Source organism: Streptococcus sp. 2018WUSS126, assembly GCF_044427425.1.
GTDB classification, from domain to species: Bacteria; Bacillota; Bacilli; order Lactobacillales; family Streptococcaceae; genus Streptococcus; species Streptococcus hashimotonensis.
The window spans coordinates 13,236-31,899 of sequence record NZ_JAOTGB010000001.1; the positions used below are offsets into that span (position 1 = coordinate 13,236).

General features: G+C 41.0%; 24 protein-coding genes. 21 read left to right on the forward strand and 3 right to left on the reverse strand.

Annotated elements, in window-relative coordinates:
* Positions 1-2: 2 nt before the first annotated feature.
* Genes ODU34_RS00095 through ODU34_RS00105 form a run of 3 tightly spaced genes read right to left on the reverse strand, consistent with a single transcriptional unit; the run spans position 3 to position 1,549 of the window.
* The gene (locus tag ODU34_RS00095; RefSeq protein WP_398578255.1) at positions 3-1,124 is read right to left on the reverse strand and encodes a DUF2800 domain-containing protein; all 1,122 of its coding nucleotides are present in this window, start codon (positions 1,122-1,124) and stop codon (positions 3-5) included.
* Complete coding sequence (locus ODU34_RS00100; protein ID WP_024411456.1) at positions 1,117-1,440, reverse strand: hypothetical protein; 324 nt, start codon at positions 1,438-1,440, stop codon at positions 1,117-1,119. Before ODU34_RS00100 ends, ODU34_RS00095 begins: the two co-directional genes overlap by 8 nt.
* Positions 1,415-1,549, reverse strand: a complete 135-nt coding sequence (locus ODU34_RS00105; protein ID WP_256547040.1) for a hypothetical protein — start codon at positions 1,547-1,549, stop codon at positions 1,415-1,417. The genes ODU34_RS00100 and ODU34_RS00105 overlap by 26 nt, the downstream gene beginning before the upstream one ends.
* Positions 1,550-1,837: 288 nt before the next feature.
* Here ODU34_RS00105 and ODU34_RS00110 point away from each other — a divergent pair, with 288 nt between their 5' ends.
* The 21 genes from ODU34_RS00110 to ODU34_RS00210 all read left to right on the forward strand — a co-directional run bounded on the left by ODU34_RS00110 (position 1,838) and on the right by ODU34_RS00210 (position 18,659).
* Positions 1,838-4,120, forward strand: coding sequence for a phage/plasmid primase, P4 family (locus ODU34_RS00110; RefSeq protein ID WP_024411455.1), 2,283 nt, complete (start codon positions 1,838-1,840; stop codon positions 4,118-4,120).
* Positions 4,121-4,469: 349 nt separating this feature from the next.
* The gene (locus tag ODU34_RS00115; protein WP_398578256.1) at positions 4,470-4,751 is read left to right on the forward strand and encodes a VRR-NUC domain-containing protein; all 282 of its coding nucleotides are present in this window, start codon (positions 4,470-4,472) and stop codon (positions 4,749-4,751) included.
* The gene (locus tag ODU34_RS00120; RefSeq protein ID WP_398578257.1) at positions 4,732-6,108 is read left to right on the forward strand and encodes an SNF2-related protein; all 1,377 of its coding nucleotides are present in this window, start codon (positions 4,732-4,734) and stop codon (positions 6,106-6,108) included. Before ODU34_RS00115 ends, ODU34_RS00120 begins: the two co-directional genes overlap by 20 nt.
* Positions 6,101-6,577 (forward strand): hypothetical protein, encoded by a 477-nt coding sequence (locus ODU34_RS00125; RefSeq protein WP_398578258.1) that lies wholly within the window; start codon positions 6,101-6,103, stop codon positions 6,575-6,577. The genes ODU34_RS00120 and ODU34_RS00125 overlap by 8 nt, the downstream gene beginning before the upstream one ends.
* A 192-nt stretch (positions 6,578-6,769) precedes the next feature.
* Complete coding sequence (locus ODU34_RS00130; RefSeq protein WP_029180475.1) at positions 6,770-6,997, forward strand: hypothetical protein; 228 nt, start codon at positions 6,770-6,772, stop codon at positions 6,995-6,997.
* A gap of 88 nt (positions 6,998-7,085) precedes the next feature.
* Complete coding sequence (locus tag ODU34_RS00135; RefSeq protein WP_014638129.1) at positions 7,086-7,268, forward strand: DUF6900 domain-containing protein; 183 nt, start codon at positions 7,086-7,088, stop codon at positions 7,266-7,268.
* A 44-nt stretch (positions 7,269-7,312) separates the two neighbouring features.
* The gene (gene metK, locus ODU34_RS00140) at positions 7,313-8,350 is read left to right on the forward strand and encodes a methionine adenosyltransferase (RefSeq protein WP_398578259.1); all 1,038 of its coding nucleotides are present in this window, start codon (positions 7,313-7,315) and stop codon (positions 8,348-8,350) included.
* Position 8,351: 1 nt separating this feature from the next.
* The gene (locus ODU34_RS00145) at positions 8,352-8,717 is read left to right on the forward strand and encodes an HNH endonuclease (protein WP_029180477.1); all 366 of its coding nucleotides are present in this window, start codon (positions 8,352-8,354) and stop codon (positions 8,715-8,717) included.
* Positions 8,718-9,015: 298 nt separating this feature from the next.
* Positions 9,016-9,477 (forward strand): hypothetical protein, encoded by a 462-nt coding sequence (locus ODU34_RS00150; RefSeq protein WP_024407640.1) that lies wholly within the window; start codon positions 9,016-9,018, stop codon positions 9,475-9,477.
* The gene (locus ODU34_RS00155; RefSeq protein ID WP_024407639.1) at positions 9,449-10,702 is read left to right on the forward strand and encodes a site-specific DNA-methyltransferase; all 1,254 of its coding nucleotides are present in this window, start codon (positions 9,449-9,451) and stop codon (positions 10,700-10,702) included. The genes ODU34_RS00150 and ODU34_RS00155 overlap by 29 nt, the downstream gene beginning before the upstream one ends.
* A complete protein-coding gene (locus ODU34_RS00160; RefSeq protein ID WP_024407638.1) occupies positions 10,702-11,292 on the forward strand; it encodes an HNH endonuclease in 591 nt (196 codons plus the stop codon). Before ODU34_RS00155 ends, ODU34_RS00160 begins: the two co-directional genes overlap by 1 nt.
* The gene (locus tag ODU34_RS00165) at positions 11,289-12,569 is read left to right on the forward strand and encodes a DNA cytosine methyltransferase (RefSeq protein ID WP_398578260.1); all 1,281 of its coding nucleotides are present in this window, start codon (positions 11,289-11,291) and stop codon (positions 12,567-12,569) included. The genes ODU34_RS00160 and ODU34_RS00165 overlap by 4 nt, the downstream gene beginning before the upstream one ends.
* 72 nt (positions 12,570-12,641) lie before the next feature.
* Positions 12,642-12,890: a hypothetical protein gene (locus ODU34_RS00170; RefSeq protein WP_014638123.1), complete on the forward strand. Its 249-nt coding sequence runs from the start codon at positions 12,642-12,644 to the stop codon at positions 12,888-12,890.
* A 1-nt stretch (position 12,891) separates the two neighbouring features.
* Positions 12,892-13,104 carry a DUF4314 domain-containing protein gene (locus ODU34_RS00175; protein WP_014638122.1) on the forward strand — a complete coding sequence of 71 codons (213 nt, stop codon included), beginning with the start codon at positions 12,892-12,894 and terminating at the stop codon, positions 13,102-13,104.
* Between the two features lie 282 nt (positions 13,105-13,386).
* Positions 13,387-13,860, forward strand: coding sequence for a phage terminase small subunit P27 family (locus ODU34_RS00180; RefSeq protein ID WP_398578261.1), 474 nt, complete (start codon positions 13,387-13,389; stop codon positions 13,858-13,860).
* Positions 13,857-15,449 (forward strand): terminase large subunit, encoded by a 1,593-nt coding sequence (locus tag ODU34_RS00185; protein ID WP_024407633.1) that lies wholly within the window; start codon positions 13,857-13,859, stop codon positions 15,447-15,449. The genes ODU34_RS00180 and ODU34_RS00185 overlap by 4 nt, the downstream gene beginning before the upstream one ends.
* A 59-nt stretch (positions 15,450-15,508) precedes the next feature.
* Positions 15,509-15,811: a type II toxin-antitoxin system RelB/DinJ family antitoxin gene (locus ODU34_RS00190; RefSeq protein WP_014636336.1), complete on the forward strand. Its 303-nt coding sequence runs from the start codon at positions 15,509-15,511 to the stop codon at positions 15,809-15,811.
* Positions 15,811-16,149: a type II toxin-antitoxin system RelE/ParE family toxin gene (locus ODU34_RS00195; protein ID WP_024407632.1), complete on the forward strand. Its 339-nt coding sequence runs from the start codon at positions 15,811-15,813 to the stop codon at positions 16,147-16,149. The genes ODU34_RS00190 and ODU34_RS00195 overlap by 1 nt, the downstream gene beginning before the upstream one ends.
* Before the next feature lie 136 nt (positions 16,150-16,285).
* Positions 16,286-16,630: a hypothetical protein gene (locus ODU34_RS00200; protein ID WP_014636338.1), complete on the forward strand. Its 345-nt coding sequence runs from the start codon at positions 16,286-16,288 to the stop codon at positions 16,628-16,630.
* Between the two features lie 57 nt (positions 16,631-16,687).
* A complete protein-coding gene (locus ODU34_RS00205) occupies positions 16,688-17,971 on the forward strand; it encodes a phage portal protein (protein WP_024407631.1) in 1,284 nt (427 codons plus the stop codon).
* Complete coding sequence (locus tag ODU34_RS00210) at positions 17,964-18,659, forward strand: head maturation protease, ClpP-related (protein WP_024407630.1); 696 nt, start codon at positions 17,964-17,966, stop codon at positions 18,657-18,659. The genes ODU34_RS00205 and ODU34_RS00210 overlap by 8 nt, the downstream gene beginning before the upstream one ends.
* Positions 18,660-18,664: the final 5 nt, after the last annotated feature.

Consider the following 18,664-nt stretch of genomic DNA (forward strand, 5'->3'; position numbering starts at 1 on the left):
AGTCATTCCTCATTAAATTCATTTTTTGCTAGGTTCATCTCTTGACGGCTATCGCCAATAGGAACAAGTGTTGGTTTTCCACTTGGTTTTATGATAAGACCACCAAGCAGGTCATTAAAAGTTTTCTTGCCAAGTAACTTAGTCATGGCAGTGATAGTGAGGAGTTTCTTCTCATAAGGGTCATAGCCTGCCTCAATCACTGCTTGGCTCACAGCTGACTCATCTGAGAATTTACGAACAGAGCGCCCTTCAACCAGTTTGTATCCTGGGATAGGATGTCCGTCTGTGGCTTGATTTAAAGCATAAGCTTTGATGTCGTTTGCCCATGAAATAAACAAATCTAGTTTAGGCAAAATCTCTGCAATGTTCTCGTTATCAAGGGAAGCTGGATTCGCAAACTCCATCTTGGCTAGTGCCAAATTATCCTCAGCACGTTTGCGACAGACATTCTTGAGTTTACAGAATTGGCAGTGTTTACCAGACTGCATCTCTCCCTCACCCTTGAATGCAAGTTCAGCTTTTGGAGCGAGTACGTTTTCCGCCCATTTAAGCAACTCAGTCTTTTCTATCTCAAAAGTAGAAATGTTATGTTTTCGTGGTTGAAAGATGGTCATGGTGACTTTATCAAAATCATAAAGTCCATCAAACATTTCAATGCTACCTAAGGCATAACACATCATTTGCGGGTTGTAGTTTGCATCAACTAGAACACCAAGCCCGTGCTTGTAGTCAATTACCTGAAGAAGTCCATCCGCCACGATGATGCAATCCCCAGTCCCAAAACCTTCAGGAACCCACTTGGAAAAGTCAAGTCGTTGTTCGACAAGAACTGTAGGGTCACGAGAGTAACCTCTAGCTTTCTCGATTTGTTCCATGACATAGTTGCAGTATTCTTCTGCACAATCCTGCATTTCATCGTTATAAAATGCTAAATTCTCAGTTGGATCACGCGCATTCCTACCTAAAGCTTTCTCGACTAGATAAGCACATAACTCGTGAGCATCCGTACCTTCAAGGGCAAACTCAGAGTTTACATCTGGCATATCTTCTGTTAACCGAATGGAAGGTGGGCAGTTCAACCAACGATGTGATGCAGAAGCAGATAGAATGGCGTGGTTAGTCATTACCAATCCCTCCAGCTTCTTCAAGGACTGCCGCAAAGTGTTTAGGGTCAAGAGCTGATAGAGAAGAAGCACCGTATGCATTTAGAAGAGCACGAACCTCATTCTTAAAGCCATCTTTTGCCTTTGTTGCAAGGACTGCACGGACATCCTCCAATTGAATTTCCTTTTGTAGTTCATTTTTTGGTGGATTTGATTTAGGTACTGTTTCATCATCAGTAGATAGGAGTTTTTTGAACTCATCCACCAATCGAAGGTAGTACTTTGCAGTTTCTTCCATATCATGAATTAGTCTATTCAGTTCTTTCATTTTGCTCATTGTTTTCTTCCTCCATAATTTTCCGAGCGAGTAGTTTTGAGATGACGCTGATAGCGATGAGAGTATCAGCTACGTTTTCATCAGGTTTGATGTATGGTTCGTTTACCATATTTGGTCCTCCTATCTTACTAAGTAAGGTTTTGATTAATTTTTCCACTTTGTAAGAGATTTTTTTTAGCCATATCCCTTACACATTACTAAGTAGAACCAAGTGATGTTTTTCCGTTAGATTTGAAAAAATTTTGAGTATCAAAAAAGTTTCCTGTGCAATTTAATAGGAAACTTCTATTTTTTTGAATAATTTTTTCTGAGAGAGCGGAAAGATTTGTCAGATTCTTACTTAGTAAGTTAAGAAGATATATTTCTAAAAATACTGCAAAAATATGGAGGGTGCATAATGCAATTTACCTTATCTCATTCAGGACAGACTGGGGTTCAGACAACCACTGTCTACCCCAATCAAGTAGCTATTACTGATGAAATATCGCTACAAACTGTTGTGCAATTCGACCATGTGGCGGGGCTGTTTTTAAACAATACACGCTCAAATGCCAATTTCATCAAGTCAGATGTACTGGTCATGGATATTGATAATGACCATTCTGAAAATCCAGAAGAGTGGATAGCTGTAGAGAGACTAAAAGAAATCTTTGCGGATTATAACTTTGCCTTGGTAACTAGTCGAAGTCATATGCAGGCTAAGGCAGGAAAAGCTCCAAGACCAAAATTTCATATTTATTTCCAAATCAATGAGGTAACTGATAAAGATATTTATGTAGCCATGAAGGAAGAACTCTGTAATCAATACAAGTTTTTTGATGATCATGCCAAGGATGCGGCAAGGTTTTTCTTTGGAAATCCCAATGCACAGGTTATATGGCATGATTCATGGCTAACTATTGATGAAGATTTGTTTCAAGCTGTGTCTATTGATGATGAGGAAGATTTCGATGCAGACTTCTATACTCCTACAAGTGGACCAATCCAGCAAGGGAGTCGTAATTCAACGATGTCTGTATTTGCAGCTAAGATCCTAAAACGCTTGGGAGTAACGAAAGAAGCAAGAGATGGCTTTGATGAACAAGCTCAAAAATGTGTTCCTCCTCTAGATAAGGCGGAGTTAGACACCATCTGGGGTAGTGCCGTTCGATTCTACAATAATACGATTCAGAACTCCAAAGGCTATGTGGCACCTGATGTTTTCAATAATGAAGCGATGCGTCCAGATGATTTTACTGATATTGGTGAAGCGGGTTTACTAGCTCGTGAGTTTGGAGATAGGATTGCCTTCACACGTGAGACAGATTACCTAGCCTATAACGGAAAATACTGGGTAGAGGATGAGCAATTAGCCATGCGTCAAGTTCATACATTCTTAGATGAGCAGCTAGAGGTTGCGAATGGTGATTTGGAAGATAAAACCAAAAAACTGATTCAGACAGGGATTCCAGAGGAGTTGATTTTTAAAGGGCTTAAGGTACTAGAAAAGGCGATAGACACTCCAGTACAATCATCTGCTTTCAAGGAGTATAAGAGGGCATTTGATTTCCATAAATTTGTCATGAAGTACCGAGATTATCGCAACCTCTCAGCTATTGTCAAAACTGCCAAGCACATGGTTCGGATGAGTGTCTCTGAATTTGATAATAATGAAATGTTGCTGAACACACCTAATGCCACAATCGACCTGTCAAAAGGACTAGCTGGTGTTAAAGACCATGTGTCATCAGATTATTTGACTAAAATGGCGACAGCCTCTCCAAGTGATAAAGGAAAAGGTTTGTGGTTGGAGACGCTTGCCACCTTCTTCTGTGGGGATCAAGAATTGATTGACTACGTTCAGATGGTGGTTGGTATGGCAGCCATCGGTAAGGTTTATCAAGAGCATCTCATTATTGCTTACGGCAGTGGTGCGAACGGTAAGTCTACCTTCTGGAACACTATCGCAAGAGTGCTTGGGAACTATTCAGGCAAACTGTCTGCCGATGCGCTTACTATGAGTGTTCGTCGTAATGTCAGTCCAGAAATGGCTGAACTAAAAGGCAAACGCCTCATCATTGCATCAGAGATGAGTGAGGGCATGAGGTTAAATACCTCCATGGTGAAACAGCTCTGTTCTACTGATGAAATCTTGGCTGAGAAGAAGTACAAAGCACCGTTTCATTTTGTCCCATCTCATACGCTAGTGCTTTACACTAACCACCTTCCTAAAGTTGGAGCGAACGATGATGGGATTTGGCGACGTCTGATTGTCATTCCTTTCAATGCCAAGATTACTGGTCGTAGTGATGTCAAGAATTTTGCGGACTACCTTTACGATGAAGCAGCACCAGCCATCATGACTTGGATTATTGAAGGGGCAGAAAAATCCGTCAAAGCTCACTTCAAGTTTACTTTGCCAAAGGTCGTTCAAGAATCGGTAGCTGCCTACCGTGAAGCAAACGATTGGATGGGGCAGTTCTTGTCAGATTGTTGCGATGTTGACGCTACTTTCACGGAGAAGTCGGGAGAACTATACTCCACTTACCGTACTTATTGCTTAAAGGTAAATGAGTACACGCGCAGCACAACAGATTTTTATACTGCCCTAGCTAACGCTGGTTTCACCAAGAAAAAGACAAGTAAAGGAATGATTGTTCAAGGTTTACGACTGAAAGAAGACGATGATTTTCTTAATTAAGGCGTGACAGTCGGTGCAGATCGTCATACTCACCCAAGGAATAGTAGTGACGGTCGTGATAGGCGAAAAGTAAACTCATTTCAAAATCTTATTTTTATTCTTTTTGAAAACTGTAGAGAGTTTTGAAATGGATTGTCACGACCTGCATTAATGGTCAAAAGTGCAGGTCTAGAAGGTCACATACAAAAGTTGCCATAGGGGATTTTCAAAGTGCAGGTCTAGAAGGTCATTTCTATAACTTGTATATAAGAAAAAATAAAAAGAATAAAAAAATATATAGGAAAGTTAAGGAACTGACTACCTTGACCTGCACTTTTACCTTGGCGATGTTTTGACGAAAGGATCAGTTATGAGAGAAAAAATTGTTGAACAGAAGTTAGTAATTGAAGTGAAAAAGCGTGGAGGGATTTGTCCTAAATGGGTATCACCATCTTTTTCTGGTGTGCCAGATCGCTTGGTGTTTTTACCCAATGGCAAGTTTGGCTTGGTGGAAGTAAAAGCTCCTGACCAAAAGCCAAGGAAGTTACAACTGTCAAGACATAAACTGTTCGAGCGGTTAGGCTTTAAGGTTTATGTGATTGACCGCATTGAGATGATTGGAGAGGTGCTAGATGAAATTGACATTACATAACTATCAGGTAGTCGTCAAGGACTTCATCATAGGTCACCCTTATGCAGCAGTCATCTTAGACATGGGGATGGGAAAGACGGCTACAACCTTGTCTGCAGTAAATGAGCTGATGTTTGACCGATTTGAGGTCACAAAAGTTTTGGTTATTGCCCCACTTCGAGTCGCAAATACAGTATGGAGTGATGAGATTGAGCAATGGGCGGAGTTGCGTCACTTACGGTATTCGAAAATTGTGGGAACACCAAAGCAACGAAAAGTAGCTCTTCAGAAAGATGCGGATGTCTATATCGTCAATCGTGAAAATCTCCCTTGGTTGGTGGAACAATGTAGTCCCTATTTCAAGTGGGATATGGTAGTGATTGATGAATTGAGTTCTTTCAAGTCTTGGCAGTCCAAGCGTTTCAAAGCCTTTATGGCAATGCGTCCTTACATGAAACGTATCGTTGGTTTGACTGGAACACCAAGCTCAAATGGGCTAATGGATTTGTTTGCAGAGTTTAAAGTCATTGACGGAGGTGAACGTCTTGGCCACTTCATCGGTGAGTTTCGTAGTCGTTACTTTGAAGAGGGTCGTCGTAACGGAAACATTGTTTATGAATACATCCCCATGGACTATGCGGAGTGTCAAATTCAAGACAAGATTAGTGATATTACCATTTCTATGAAGGCATTAGACTATCTGGAGATGCCTGAATTGATTTCAACCAAGAAACTGGTGCGTATGACAGAAAAGGAAAAAGAAAAATACATTCAGTTTAAGAAAGAGTATGTATTGTCAGAGTTGGATGGATTAGAAGTAACTGCTGCCAATGCTGCAAGCCTAACGAACAAGTTAGTTCAGTTATCTAATGGAGCTGTATATTCTGATGATCATACGGTTGTGGCATTACATGAACAGAAACTAGATGCCCTTGAAGATATCCTTGAATCCGCAAATGGAGAGCCTGTCTTAGTGGCCTATTGGTTCAAACATGACTTAGCTCGGATTATTGGACGTTTAGAAAAACTCAAGGTAAAGAGTAGGGTGCTGAAAACAGAAGAAGATATTCGTGAGTGGAACAAGGGAAATGTTCCAGTTGGCTTACTTCATCCAGCTGGAGCTGGTCATGGGTTGAACCTTCAAAAAGGCGGTCACCACTTGGTCTGGTTTGGATTAACGTGGTCGTTGGAATTATACCAACAAACAAATGCCCGACTTTGGCGACAGGGTCAAGAGGCTGAGACAGTTGTTATCCAACACATTGTGACTGTAGGAACGATTGATGAGGAAATCCTGAAGGCACTAGAAAACAAAGATGCACAACAAGAACGGCTGATTGAAGCTGTTAAAGCACAAGTAGGAGGGGCAGATGGATAAGGCAGAGCACATACTGACGAATTACAATGAACTCAAAAGTGACTTGGAGATGTTAAAGTATCGTTTGAAACATTTCAAACCAGTGACAGAAAATGAGGTTATAGGATCACTAGTTTTTGAAAAATCTGATGAACCTAGAGTTAAAAGTACACCTACCAATCAACGGTCAGAGATGATTGCGCTGAATTTTCGTGAGAAGATGATCCAGGAAAATGAGGAACAATTGGCGGATTTATCGCAACGGTATATCCGATTGGCTAATGACCTTGATAATTTTGAGATGGCTTTAAAATTTCTAAAGGGAGATTTATATGATTTTGCTCAATCCATGCTTAAGACAGATAGTAATTGGGATAGCTTGATGAGAGAGTTTCATATTAGCCGAAGTACTGTTAGAAATTGGCGACGTAAGGTCTTAGACCATGTTAGGGAAGTTTATCTGAAAATGGGATTTTCTTTGGAAAAGTAACCTCTCCCTGACCTCTCCCTAACCTACCAGTAACCTACCCCTGCACTAAGTGTGACCCAACATTGACCTCACTTTGTCAAAATTTGTGGTAGAATTGTAAGTGTCAAAATAGATAAAAATCTCCCTCAAATGACTGGATATTCTTTGGCTGATAGGGTAATATACACCTAGAAAAACCAAAGGAGAATAACCATGTGGACTGACGGACGGATTGATTATCAAGGACAAAAAGTGGATTACATTGCCAAGGTTAGTCCCCAACCTTCAGAAGTTGGAATTGACCTTGGATGTGTTTTCAAATTAGATATTGAAGTAGCTGAAGAAACAATCGTTTCTTACGACAGAGGATGGGAAATCTATCCTGAAACAGAAAATCGTGAAGCCATTCTTGAGGCGGTTTTGTTGGTTTTAACTGTTTAAAATATCTTTAAATTAATGCAGAAAAGACTGGATATATCTCCTTTTTAGAGTTAATATGTACACAACAAAAGAAGAGGAGAACAATACAATGACAAAACGCCAAGAAGAAAAACTCAATGCCCTTTTAACAGAGATTGCTAAAGAAGAACTACTAGTTGAAACTTTGGAAAAACGTTGGAGTGACAACCTTGATTTCTACGATGTTTCGGTTTGGGGAATCAAAAGAGCATTGGAGAGAGCCTACGAAGCAGGCCGACAATCAGTAAAATAAACCAAAGCCTAGCCCAAGGGTTGGGCTTTTTGCGTGGAGGAATTATGATTATTTCTAGTGAACAAGTGTCGGTTGGACACCCAGATAAAATCTGTGACCAGATTTCAGATGCCATTTTGACGGAGTGTCTCAAGTATGATAAATCAAGTCGAGTGGCAGTTGAAACCTTAATCAAGGATAACCAAGTTGTGGTAGCTGGTGAAATTTCAACTAGACATTACTTTAATCTCGAGAACATTGTACGTCAGGTTGTCGAGCCACTTGGTATGAAGAATGTTCTGGTAAGTAACCTACTTGGACTCCAAAGTTCTGATATTGCCAAAGGTGTTGATAATGGTGGTGCTGGTGACCAAGGAATGATGTTTGGTTATGCGACAGATGAAACACCTGAGTACCTCCCCCTTCCTTATGTTCTAGCCACTCGAGTCCTTGAGAAACTGATGTCACTTGGTCACCCCTTACTTGGAAAGGACGCTAAGGCACAGGTATCCTACGACTATGAGAAGAAACGGATTGACACCTTCTTAGTTTCCATCCAACATGCAGATACAGTAGACCTAGCCAAAGTGAAGCGAATTGTGACTGAGGCTATGATGGCAGTAGCTCTTCGTTACAATCAGAATCTAGATTTCAACGTTCTAGTCAATCCAACTGGACGTTTTGTTCTTGGTGGTTCATTTGCGGATGCAGGAGTTACTGGACGTAAGATTGTTGCAGATACATATGGTGGTTTCGCACATCATGGTGGGGGTGCCTTCTCTGGAAAAGACCCAAGCAAGGTTGACCGCTCCGCAGCATACATGGCACGAAAGATTGCCAAGGATATTGTTCGTGAAGGGTATGCGAAACGATGTGAAGTACAATTAGCCTACGCCATTGGAGTTGTAGAACCAGTGTCGGTGCATGTAGAAACCTTTGGAACCAGTCGCTACACCACACAACAAATGGAAGGAATGATTCGTGAACGGTATGATTTAACACCACAAGGGATCATTAAGGAACTTCATCTCTTGAATGTAGACTACACCAAAACATCTTGCTTCGGGCATTTCACGAAAGCCTATCTTCCTTGGGAGAAGTAAGATGCCAAGAAGACCAAGCACACCTTGTAAACAAAATGGTTGTCCAAACTTAGTACCATATGGACAGAAATATTGTGCGAACCATAAAGTAAACCACCAACTGGATGCCAAGTCAACCAAAGCAAAAGGATACAATGGCCAGTGGACCAAAGCACGACTTCGTTACTTAAAAGTTCATCCACTCTGTGTTCAATGCAAAGCCAAAGGTCGACTGACCAAGGCAACTGTTGTTGACCATATCACACCCCACCGAGGTGACCAAGAACTCTTTTGGAATCAAACTAACTGGCAAGCACTTTGTAAGTCTTGTCATGATAGAAAGACCAAGACGACTGACCGATATGTGGAGTATACGTATCGATTTTAGTCTTGGAGTTTCGTTACAAAAGTATCTCATTTTTCACCCATTGGGGGAGGGGGGATGAAATCTCTAAACCCTTGGGAGACTAAGACCGACGCCCCCTCAAACGTGCAATTTCGCAAAATTCGCAAGCGGGTACATTAAAATTGCTCAATTTTGACGTTCCTTCCCACCGTTATCACGTTTCTAATGTGGGGATGTAGCGTTCCCTAGTATGTCATTTTGGTAATAAAATAGTGAAAAAGGCTAGAAACAATGGTGAAAATAGTTGTTTTTAGTCCTTTTTTGCTGGAAAGGAAAACAAATGGACGAAAGTCAACGTAAACAAATCTGGAAAATGCGCGCAGAAGGTCTTGGCTATGGTTTCATCGGTAAGGTTACAGGTTTATCTAGAGATTCCGTTAAGAAATACTGTAAACGAAATCCAGAATTGCTTGGACATGGTGCTGCGACAAAGCAGATGGCAAAAGCCGACCAGAATGATGGACTTCGTTGCCCTCAGTGTTATCAAGTACTTAAAACTCACAAAATAGGTAGACCAAAGAAGTTCTGTTCGGATAAATGTCGTAAGGTTTGGTGGACAACTCATTCTGACGAACACGACAAATCAAAAACTGCATATGAAGATTTGACTTGCCAACATTGTGGCAGGTCATTTTTATCTTATGCTAATCCAAATAGAAAATATTGTAGCCATTCGTGTTACATCCAATCACGCTTTTATAAAGGAGAAATCAATGACAAGTCAACCAACAATGGAAATTAGAGAGATTCGATTATCTGAACTACACCCAGCCTCTTACAATCCTCGAAAAAAACTCAAAAAGGGTGACAAGGAATATGAAAAGATTAAGCAAAGCCTACTCAAGTTTGGCTACGTTGACCCCATCATCGTCAATAAAGATTTGACGGTTATTGGTGGCCATCAACGATTAACTGTATTGAAGGACTTAGACTATGAAACTGCCAAATGTGTTATTGTCGATTTATCCAAGGAAGATGAAAAGGCCCTAAACATTGCCCTTAACAAAATCACCGGTCAATGGGACGACCAGCTTTTGGCGGATTTGCTTTTGGATTTACAGGAGTCGGATTTCAATCTCGACCTGACTGGTTTTGAACCACCAGAAATTGATGACATTCTCTCCAACATTCATGACAAGGAGTTATCTGAAGATGACTTTGATGTGGACGAGGAGTTGAAGAAACCGACAGTAGCAAGACGTGGGGACGTCTGGCAACTTGGTAAACACCGAGTGATTTGTGGTGACTCAACTAAGGCAGAAACCTACGACCAACTTTTAGGTGATAAGAAAGTCAATCTTGTTGTGACAGACCCGCCGTATAATTGCGATGTTGAAAAGACGGCAGGTAAAATTCAAAATGATAATATGGGTGATTCTGAATTTTATCAGTTTCTTTTAGCTATGTTTACTCAAGTTGAGAACCACATGGAAGTCGACGCCTCAATCTACGTATTTCATGCGGATACGGAAGGATTGAACTTCCGTAAGGCATTTAAGGATGCTGGTTTTTATCTCAGTGGATGTTGCATTTGGAAGAAGAACTCATTAGTGCTTGGACGTAGTCCTTATCAATGGCGACATGAGCCAGTCTTATACGGGTGGCGTCAAAAAGGCAAACACCAATGGTTCAGTGACCGTAAACAGACGACCATTTGGGAATACGACCGTCCTAAGTCCAGCAAAGACCATCCAACCATGAAGCCGATTCAGCTCATGGCTTACCCTATTCAAAATTCATCCATGAGAGGGACTTTGGTATTGGATCCTTTCCTTGGGTCTGGGTCAACCCTCATTGCGGCAGACCAGACAGGACGTATCTGTTATGGGATTGAACTTGATGAGAAGTTTGTGGATGTCATTGTGAAACGCTACATGGAAGCAACGGACAATACAGATGTGACGGTAGTCCGTGAAGGTCAATCAATCAGTTATGAAGAAGCAGTGAAACAGTTAGGGGGGATGTAATGTCTAATGTTCACTATTCATTTATTGGTTCAATTGGTATAGGAACTTTGAAAGATGGCACTCAATTTAGGTTTGATAGAGACAGATTCTCACTTATAGAAGATATTAACTTCTACCGAAATAAAAGTAACGATGAAGATGCAAAGTCGTACATTATTTGTGCGAAAGGCAAATATCTTCATCGTTACTTATTTGGTCATCGCCATGGATATGAAATCGACCACATTAATCTAGATACCTTTGATAATCGTTCTGAGAATATTCGTTTTTGTACGCATCAACAAAACCAAATAAATCAAGGTCTACAATCAAATAATACTTCTGGAGTAACAGGGGTTAGTTATTATAAACCAAGACAAAAATATCGTGCCAGAATCAAAATCTCTCAACGTGATATTCACCTGGGTTATTATGATACATTCCTAGAGGCAACCCAAGCTAGGAATGTTGGCATTGAATTGTTGTTTGGTGAGTACGGTCGTTATAACAAAGTTCCTGAAGTACCAAACTGGATTCGTAATAAAGTTGAGAAAATATGTAGGAATTATAAGTCATTCGCTTTAACAAATTATAGGGAGGAGACGGTATGACCTTAACTTTTCTTGATTTCTTTGCAGGAGTGGGTGGTTTTCGTCGTGGTTTGGAACTAGCGGGTTTCAAATGTATCGGTTACTGTGAGAAGGATAAGTTTGCACGAAAATCTTATGAAGCAATGTATGACACGAAAGGAGAATGGTTTCATGACGACATTACAAGCATTGACCCAACACAACTTCCAAATGCAGATTTATGGACTGCGGGAAGCCCTTGTCAAAATGTGTCTATCGCAGGGAAGCGAGCAGGACTATACGGTGAACGAAGTGGACTCTTTTTTACATTTGTTGACCTCCTCCAAAGCCAAGAGGAAGAAGATAAACCCGAGTGGATACTCCTTGAAAATGTTAAGGGACTTTTATCAAGTGGCGGGGGACGAGATTATCTCGACTATCTCTCTATCTTGGATGAAGCAGGGTACGACCTTGAGTGGCAAGTGTTCAATTCAAAAGACTACGGAGTTCCCCAAAATCGAGAACGCATCTACACTCTCGGACATCTTAGAAGTAGAGGTCGACGAAAAGTACTACCTATCAGCGGAGAAAGCGGTAGCCATCTTAAGCAACTTGTAGGTGGTATGCAAAGCTACCGTGTCTACGACCCTAGTGGAATTGCCACAACTCTTGTTGGTGAGGGTGGAGGACTAGGTGCTAAAACAGGTCTTTATCTAATTGACCAATCTTTGACAGAACCAAAGTTGACAGATGAGGCACGTTGTATCACTGCACGATATACTGCTGGAGCTACAAAACGGACTGCGATGAATTCTGGAGTACTCGAAATACAACCCATTCTGACACCCAATCGAATCAACAAACGTCAAAATGGACGTAGGCTCAAGGAACAGGATGAGCCAATGTTCACATTGACCTCTCAAGACCGCCATGGTGTTCTTGAAGGCATCAAGGTCAGAAATGGTACGAAGCAAGGTTATCAAGTTGCAGAGGTTGGAGATTCGGTGGATTTATCCTATCCAAACTCTCCAACGAGACGAGCAAGAGTTGGGAAGGGAATTGCCCATAACCTCTCCTGTGGTGGTCAAATGGGTGCTGTGGTTTGGAATGATCGAGTTGTAAAAATCAGACGTTTAACCCCTAGAGAATGTTTTCGCCTACAAGGTTTTTCTGATGATTTGTTCGAGAAAGCCCAAGCAGTAAACTCTGATGCCCAACTATATAAACAAGCTGGAAATGGTGTGACGGTAACAGTTGTCTATGCCATTGGATGTGCCATTCTAGCAAGCGAAGAATTATCGAAACTATCTTCAAAATAATCGAGAAATGACTGGATATATGTCTCCTTTAGAGTTAATATGTACACAACAAAGGAAGAGGAGAACAAAACCATGACAACAACACTTGAAAAACTTTACGACATCTACCCAGCAACCGCAAGCATCATTCCTTACAAAGATTGGGTCATCGTTGCATCGAATGGATATAAAGGAACAGAAGTTGAGATTTACGAAACGACTGATAGTCTTGAAGAGTTTGAAAACTTTGAACGCAGATTTGACCGCATTTATCAAGAAGCAGGAACATTCGAAGACTTTGGACATGCCGTTAAGTGGGCATTTGAAAAGATTGGAGAATAACATGGACGCAAAAATTTTCAATAACCTAAAGACAATCTATCCGGTTGGGACTAAGGTTAGATTAGTTAGAATGGATGACCCACATCCAGTTCCTAAAGGAACACTTGGTACAGTTATTGGAGTAGACGACATTGGTTCACTCTTAGTTAAGTGGGAAAACGGCAGTTGCCTAAATGTTTTGTATGGAATTGATATCGTAGAAAAGGTAATGTGAGATGTGGGAAATTATGACTCGAACGGTTGGAGACAGACATTACATTTGTGAGTTTCTCCGTGAAGACACAACAGACCCAAGGAATATAGACGGTGCTTGGATTAGAATACTGACAATAAAACGTGATGGTGAATATATCTACCAATATAGATATGGGAATGAAATAGATAACATGGACGACATTGACAGAACTGTTTGTCAGGCTGTACTTGATAACTTTAATGAACTTTAAGAATGAACTCGAAATGAGTTCTTTTTTCTTACTCTAAAGGAGGTGAGATTGTGGCAATCAGGGGGCGAAAACCAAAGCCTACGAATATGAAAATACTTGAGGGAAATCCTAGTAAGCGACCACTCCCTACGAATGAAGTCAAACCCAAACAAAAAGCCCCACGTTGCCCACAGTGGCTTGAAGATGATGCAAAGAAGGAGTGGAAACGGATGGGAAAAATTCTCGAACAGATGGGAATTTTAACCGAAATGGACATGACTGCATTTGCAGGTTATTGTCAAGCTTACGCTCGCTGGAAAGAGGCGGAAGAGTTCCTTTCCAAGCATGGCTCCATTATCAAAACTCCGAATGGCTATCTCCAACAAGTCCCTCAAGTCTCTATCAGCCAGACCAACCTCAAAATCATGCTTAAATTCTGTGAACAATTTGGTTTGACACCTTCAGCACGTAACCGTCTAGCAACGATGGATTCAGAAGTTGGTACTGGTGATGAAATGGAAGATTTGTTAGGAGGAATTTTATGAGCTATCATTATGAACCAAGTCCATTCATGCTCCCAACCTCACACTATGATAAGGCAAAGGCTGATAGGGCAGTAACATTTATCAATAACCTCTCCCACACCAAAGGCAAGTGGGCAGGAAAGCGATTTGATTTGTTGCCGTGGCAGGAACAGATTGTCCGTGACCTATTTGGAATTGTCAAGGAAGATGGCAACCGTCAATTCCTGACAGCCTACATAGAAATTCCAAAGAAGAATGGCAAGTCAGAGCTAGCGGCAGCTATCGCTCTTTATCTACTATATGCGGATAATGAAGCCAGTGCAGAAGTTTATGGTGCGGCTTGTGACCGAAACCAAGCGTCAATCGTGTTTGATGTAGCCAAGCAAATGGTGCAGATGAGTCGCCCTTTGGAAAAGCGTTCAAAGATAATGGGAGCAACCAAGCGTATTGTAAATTATTCTAACGCTGGGTTTTACCAAGTTCTTTCTGCAGAGACTGGAACAAAACATGGACTAAACGTATCTGGCTTGGTCTTTGATGAAATCCACGCTCAGCCTAATCGTCATTTGTATGATGTATTGACCAAGGGGTCAGGAGACGCAAGGGAACAACCCCTCTTTTTTATTATCACGACAGCTGGAACGGATAGAAACTCTATCTGTTATGAGTTACATACCAAAGCATTGGATATTCTGAATGGTAGAAAGAAGGATACGTCATTCTATCCAGTGGTTTATGGTTTATCAGATGAAGATGATTGGAATGATGAAGCCAACTGGCTCAAAGCCAACCCTTCACTAGGGCATACTATTGGGATTGACCGAGTTAGAGAAGCCTACCAACAGGCACTAGACAATCCTGCAGAAGAGAATGTATTTAAGCAGCTCCGTCTAAATATGTGGACAAGCTCAAGTGTTGCTTGGATTCCAGAACATGTTTATGCGAAGGGAAATGATCCCATCCAATATGAAAGTCTCAAGGGTCGTAGCTGTTATGCAGGTTTAGATCTTTCTAGTACGTCAGATATAACAGCTTTTGTCTTGGTGTTCCCTCCTAGATTTGAAGAGGAAAACTATATCGTTCTACCTTTCTTTTGGCTACCTGAGGATACATTGGAACTGAGATGCCGACGTGACCATGTTATGTATGATATTTGGGAGCGTCAGGGTTACATCAAAACTACAGAGGGTAATGTCGTTCACTATGGTTTTATCGAAAAGATTATAGAAGATTTATCGGAAATCTATCATATCAAGGAGATAGCCTATGACCGTTGGAATGCGACACAGATGGTTCAGAATCTAGAAGGAATGGGCTTGACTATGGTGCCTTTCGGTCAGGGATACAAGGATATGAGTCCACCATCAAAGGAACTCTATAAACTTATGATGGAAGGCAAGATTCAACATGGCGGGCATCCAGTTCTGAAATGGATGGGACAAAACGTAGTCATGAGACAAGACCCTGCTGGTAATATCAAGCCTGATAAGGAAAAGTCAGTCGAGAAGATTGACGGTATTGTAGCACTCATTATGGGACTGGATCGTTGTATTCGTCACCAAACCGATGAAGGAAGTGTGTATGATGAACGTGGTATATTAAGTTTTTAGTTGACAAAATAAAGCAAAATACGTTACAATTGCAGTACAAAATTCAAAGGAGCAGTAGTATGGGAAAAACAGCCACTTTAAATGTACGTGTTGATTCGGATGATAAATTGAATGCAGAAAGTGTCTTGAAAGAGCTTGGAATGCCTATGTCTACATTGATTACCCTACTATTAAAGCAGGTTTCTATGACACGAAGCATTCCGTTTGATATTGCCTTACCACAAGCACCTTCTTCTGTGGATGTCTCACCACTGTCTGCTGGTGAATTGAAAGACCTGTTGGTGCAGAGCTATCACTCAGCGGATCATGAAGAAACGATATTGGCGGAAGATTTTTTCAAAGGTATTAAAGGGGTAAATTAATGATTGAATATCCCGTGAGATTGACAAAACAAGCCAGTGACGATTTGACTGCCATTTATCGCTTTATTGCGATAGAGCTACAATCACCCTTAACAGCAGATAAAAATATCTATCTCTTTGAACAATCCATCAAATCCTTATCAACGTTTCCAGAACGTTGTCCTATTCTTGAAGGGTTTGAGAGTGAGGGTATTGTAATTCGAAAACTTATTGTTAAAAACTATGTTATATTTTATCGTTTTGTTGGAGAGGTTGTAACTGTACTTCGAGTATTACATGGTACTTCTAACATTGATGCATTATTGAGAGATATCGCAGAAGGTAATGATGTGAACTAATATTGGCATCTCCAAGCGGAGGTGCTTTTTCTATTCAAAGTGTTCAAAAAATAGTTGATAATATCGCCAAAATGACTTGATAAGTCCTTGCTTCTACGGTAATATGTGACTACAAAAAGAAGAGGGGAACAAGACGATGGCAACAAAAGCACGGATTGGATTATTGACTAAAAACCATACAGCACAAACAATCGAGGTAGCGTATGAAGGATATCCAGAATACACAGGGGAACTTCTAAAGAAACACTTTAAATCAAGCAAAGAAATTCGTGCATTACTTCAGAAAGGTGATATCATTCAGCTTGAAGATAGTCTTGATAAGATCGAACACGATGACTTACAGGGGAATGCCCAGCAACATCGTTTCATCGGTGACATCAGTCAATTGGCAGAGGATACCTTGGCAGATTACATTTATCTTTTTCAAGAAAGTGATAGAACATGGTATCTTCTTGAAGAAGGAGAGATGAAAAATATCTAAGAACAAACGATAAGCACTTCAATCGAGGTGCTTTTTTCGTACTCAAAAGGAGGAAGTATGGGACTACTAGATTTACTGGGACGTAAGCGTGCTAGGGATAAGCCACGAAATAGTTATGAAGGTCAGGACTTTTCATATCTGTTTGGACGAACGACCAGTGGGGAGAATGTGGATGAGTTTAAAGCTATGCAGACGACTGCTGTTTATGCTTGTGTCCGCATCTTGGCTGAAGCAGTAGCTTCACTACCCATTCATGTTTATGAGAGAACGGCAACTGGAAAGGAGAAAAAGGTGGAACATCCCCTATATTTTCTCTTGCATGATGAACCTAACCCTGAGATGTCATCCTTTGTTTTTAGAGAAACCTTGATGACCCATTTACTGATATGGGGCAATGCCTATGTCCAGATTATCCGAGATAGGAGTGGACAGGTTATCAGTCTTTACCCACTTTTACCAGATAAGATGTCAGTTCATCGGGATGAGAGTGGTAAGCTCTATTACAAATACAAGCGTCAGTCAGAAGAAAACCCAAACTTTAAGGAAAAGGGAGATGCTATATTGAAAGCAGAAGATGTTCTCCATGTACCTGGTCTAGGGTTTGATGGCTTGATAGGTTATTCTCCAATTGCCCTTGCAAAAAATGCTATCGGTATGACCTTAGCTACGGAAAACTATGGGGCATCATTCTTTAAAAATGGTGCAAATCCAGGTGGCGTTTTGGAACACCCAGGTATTCTCAAAGATCCTAAACGAGTGAGAGATTCATGGAATGCAGTCTACAATGGGGTAAACAATGCCCATAAAGTGGCAGTTCTTGAGGAAGGGATGAAATACACTCAAGTAGGCATTCCACCTGAAGAAGCCCAGTTTCTCCAAACTAGAAAATTCCAAATCAATGAAATTGCAAGGCTCTACCGCATTCCACCTCATATGGTTGGCGACTTGGAGAAATCCTCATTTTCAAACATTGAGCAACAATCTCTAGAATTTGTTAAATATACCTTAGACCCTTGGGTAGTTCGTCTCGAACAGGCTTTCAAGAGGTCTCTTTTTTTACCTGAAGAAAAGAAAACCTACTTTGTGAAGTTCAATGTGGATGGTCTTCTTCGTGGCGATTATCAGAGTCGAATGAATGGCTATGCGATTGGGAGACAAAATGGCTGGCTATCGACAAATGATATACGTGAACTTGAGGACTTGAACCTCCTTTCAGATGAGGAAGGAGGCAATCTCTACTTGATAAACGGAAACATGACGAAACTGAAGGATGCAGGTGGCTTTATGAAACAAGCACCGCCAGAACAAGAAACTAAACCCGAGGAGGATATGGATGCATAAGTTTTGGAATTTTACAGAAGATGATAGCGGTCGAACTCTTCGAATCGAAGGACAGATTGCTGATGAGACGTGGTTTGGCGATGAAGTCACGCCACAGGTATTTAAAAATGATTTACATGCAGGAAACGGAGACATCACCCTCTGGATTAATAGTCCAGGGGGTGATGTTTTTGCGGCTGCTCAAATCTATAACATGTTGATGGATTACAAAGGTGATGTCCATGTAGTGATTGATGGATTGGCCGCAAGTGCTGCTAGTGTCATTGCCATGGCAGGTACAACGGTTTCTATGAGTCCAGTTGCCATGATGATGATTCACAACCCTTGGACTGTAGCACAAGGTGAAGCCAAGGATATGCAGAAAGTCATTGAAATGTTGGGAGAAATTAAGGAATCCATCATCAATGCCTATGAACTAAGAACAGGACTTTCAAGAACTAAGCTATCACACCTCATGGACTCAGAGTCTTGGTTCAATGCCAAAAAGGCTGTTGAACTAGGCTTTGCGGACAAGATTCTCTTTGATAGACAAGAGGAACATGGAATGGAGACTGAGAGTTATTCTTTCAGTCGAAATGCTGCACAACAAGATTTACTTGTAAAAATGCAGGCGAAACTTGAAGTCCAACAACCAAAGAAAACAATCCCTATCAATCAGTTGGAAAAACGATTGAATTTGCTCAAATAACGAAA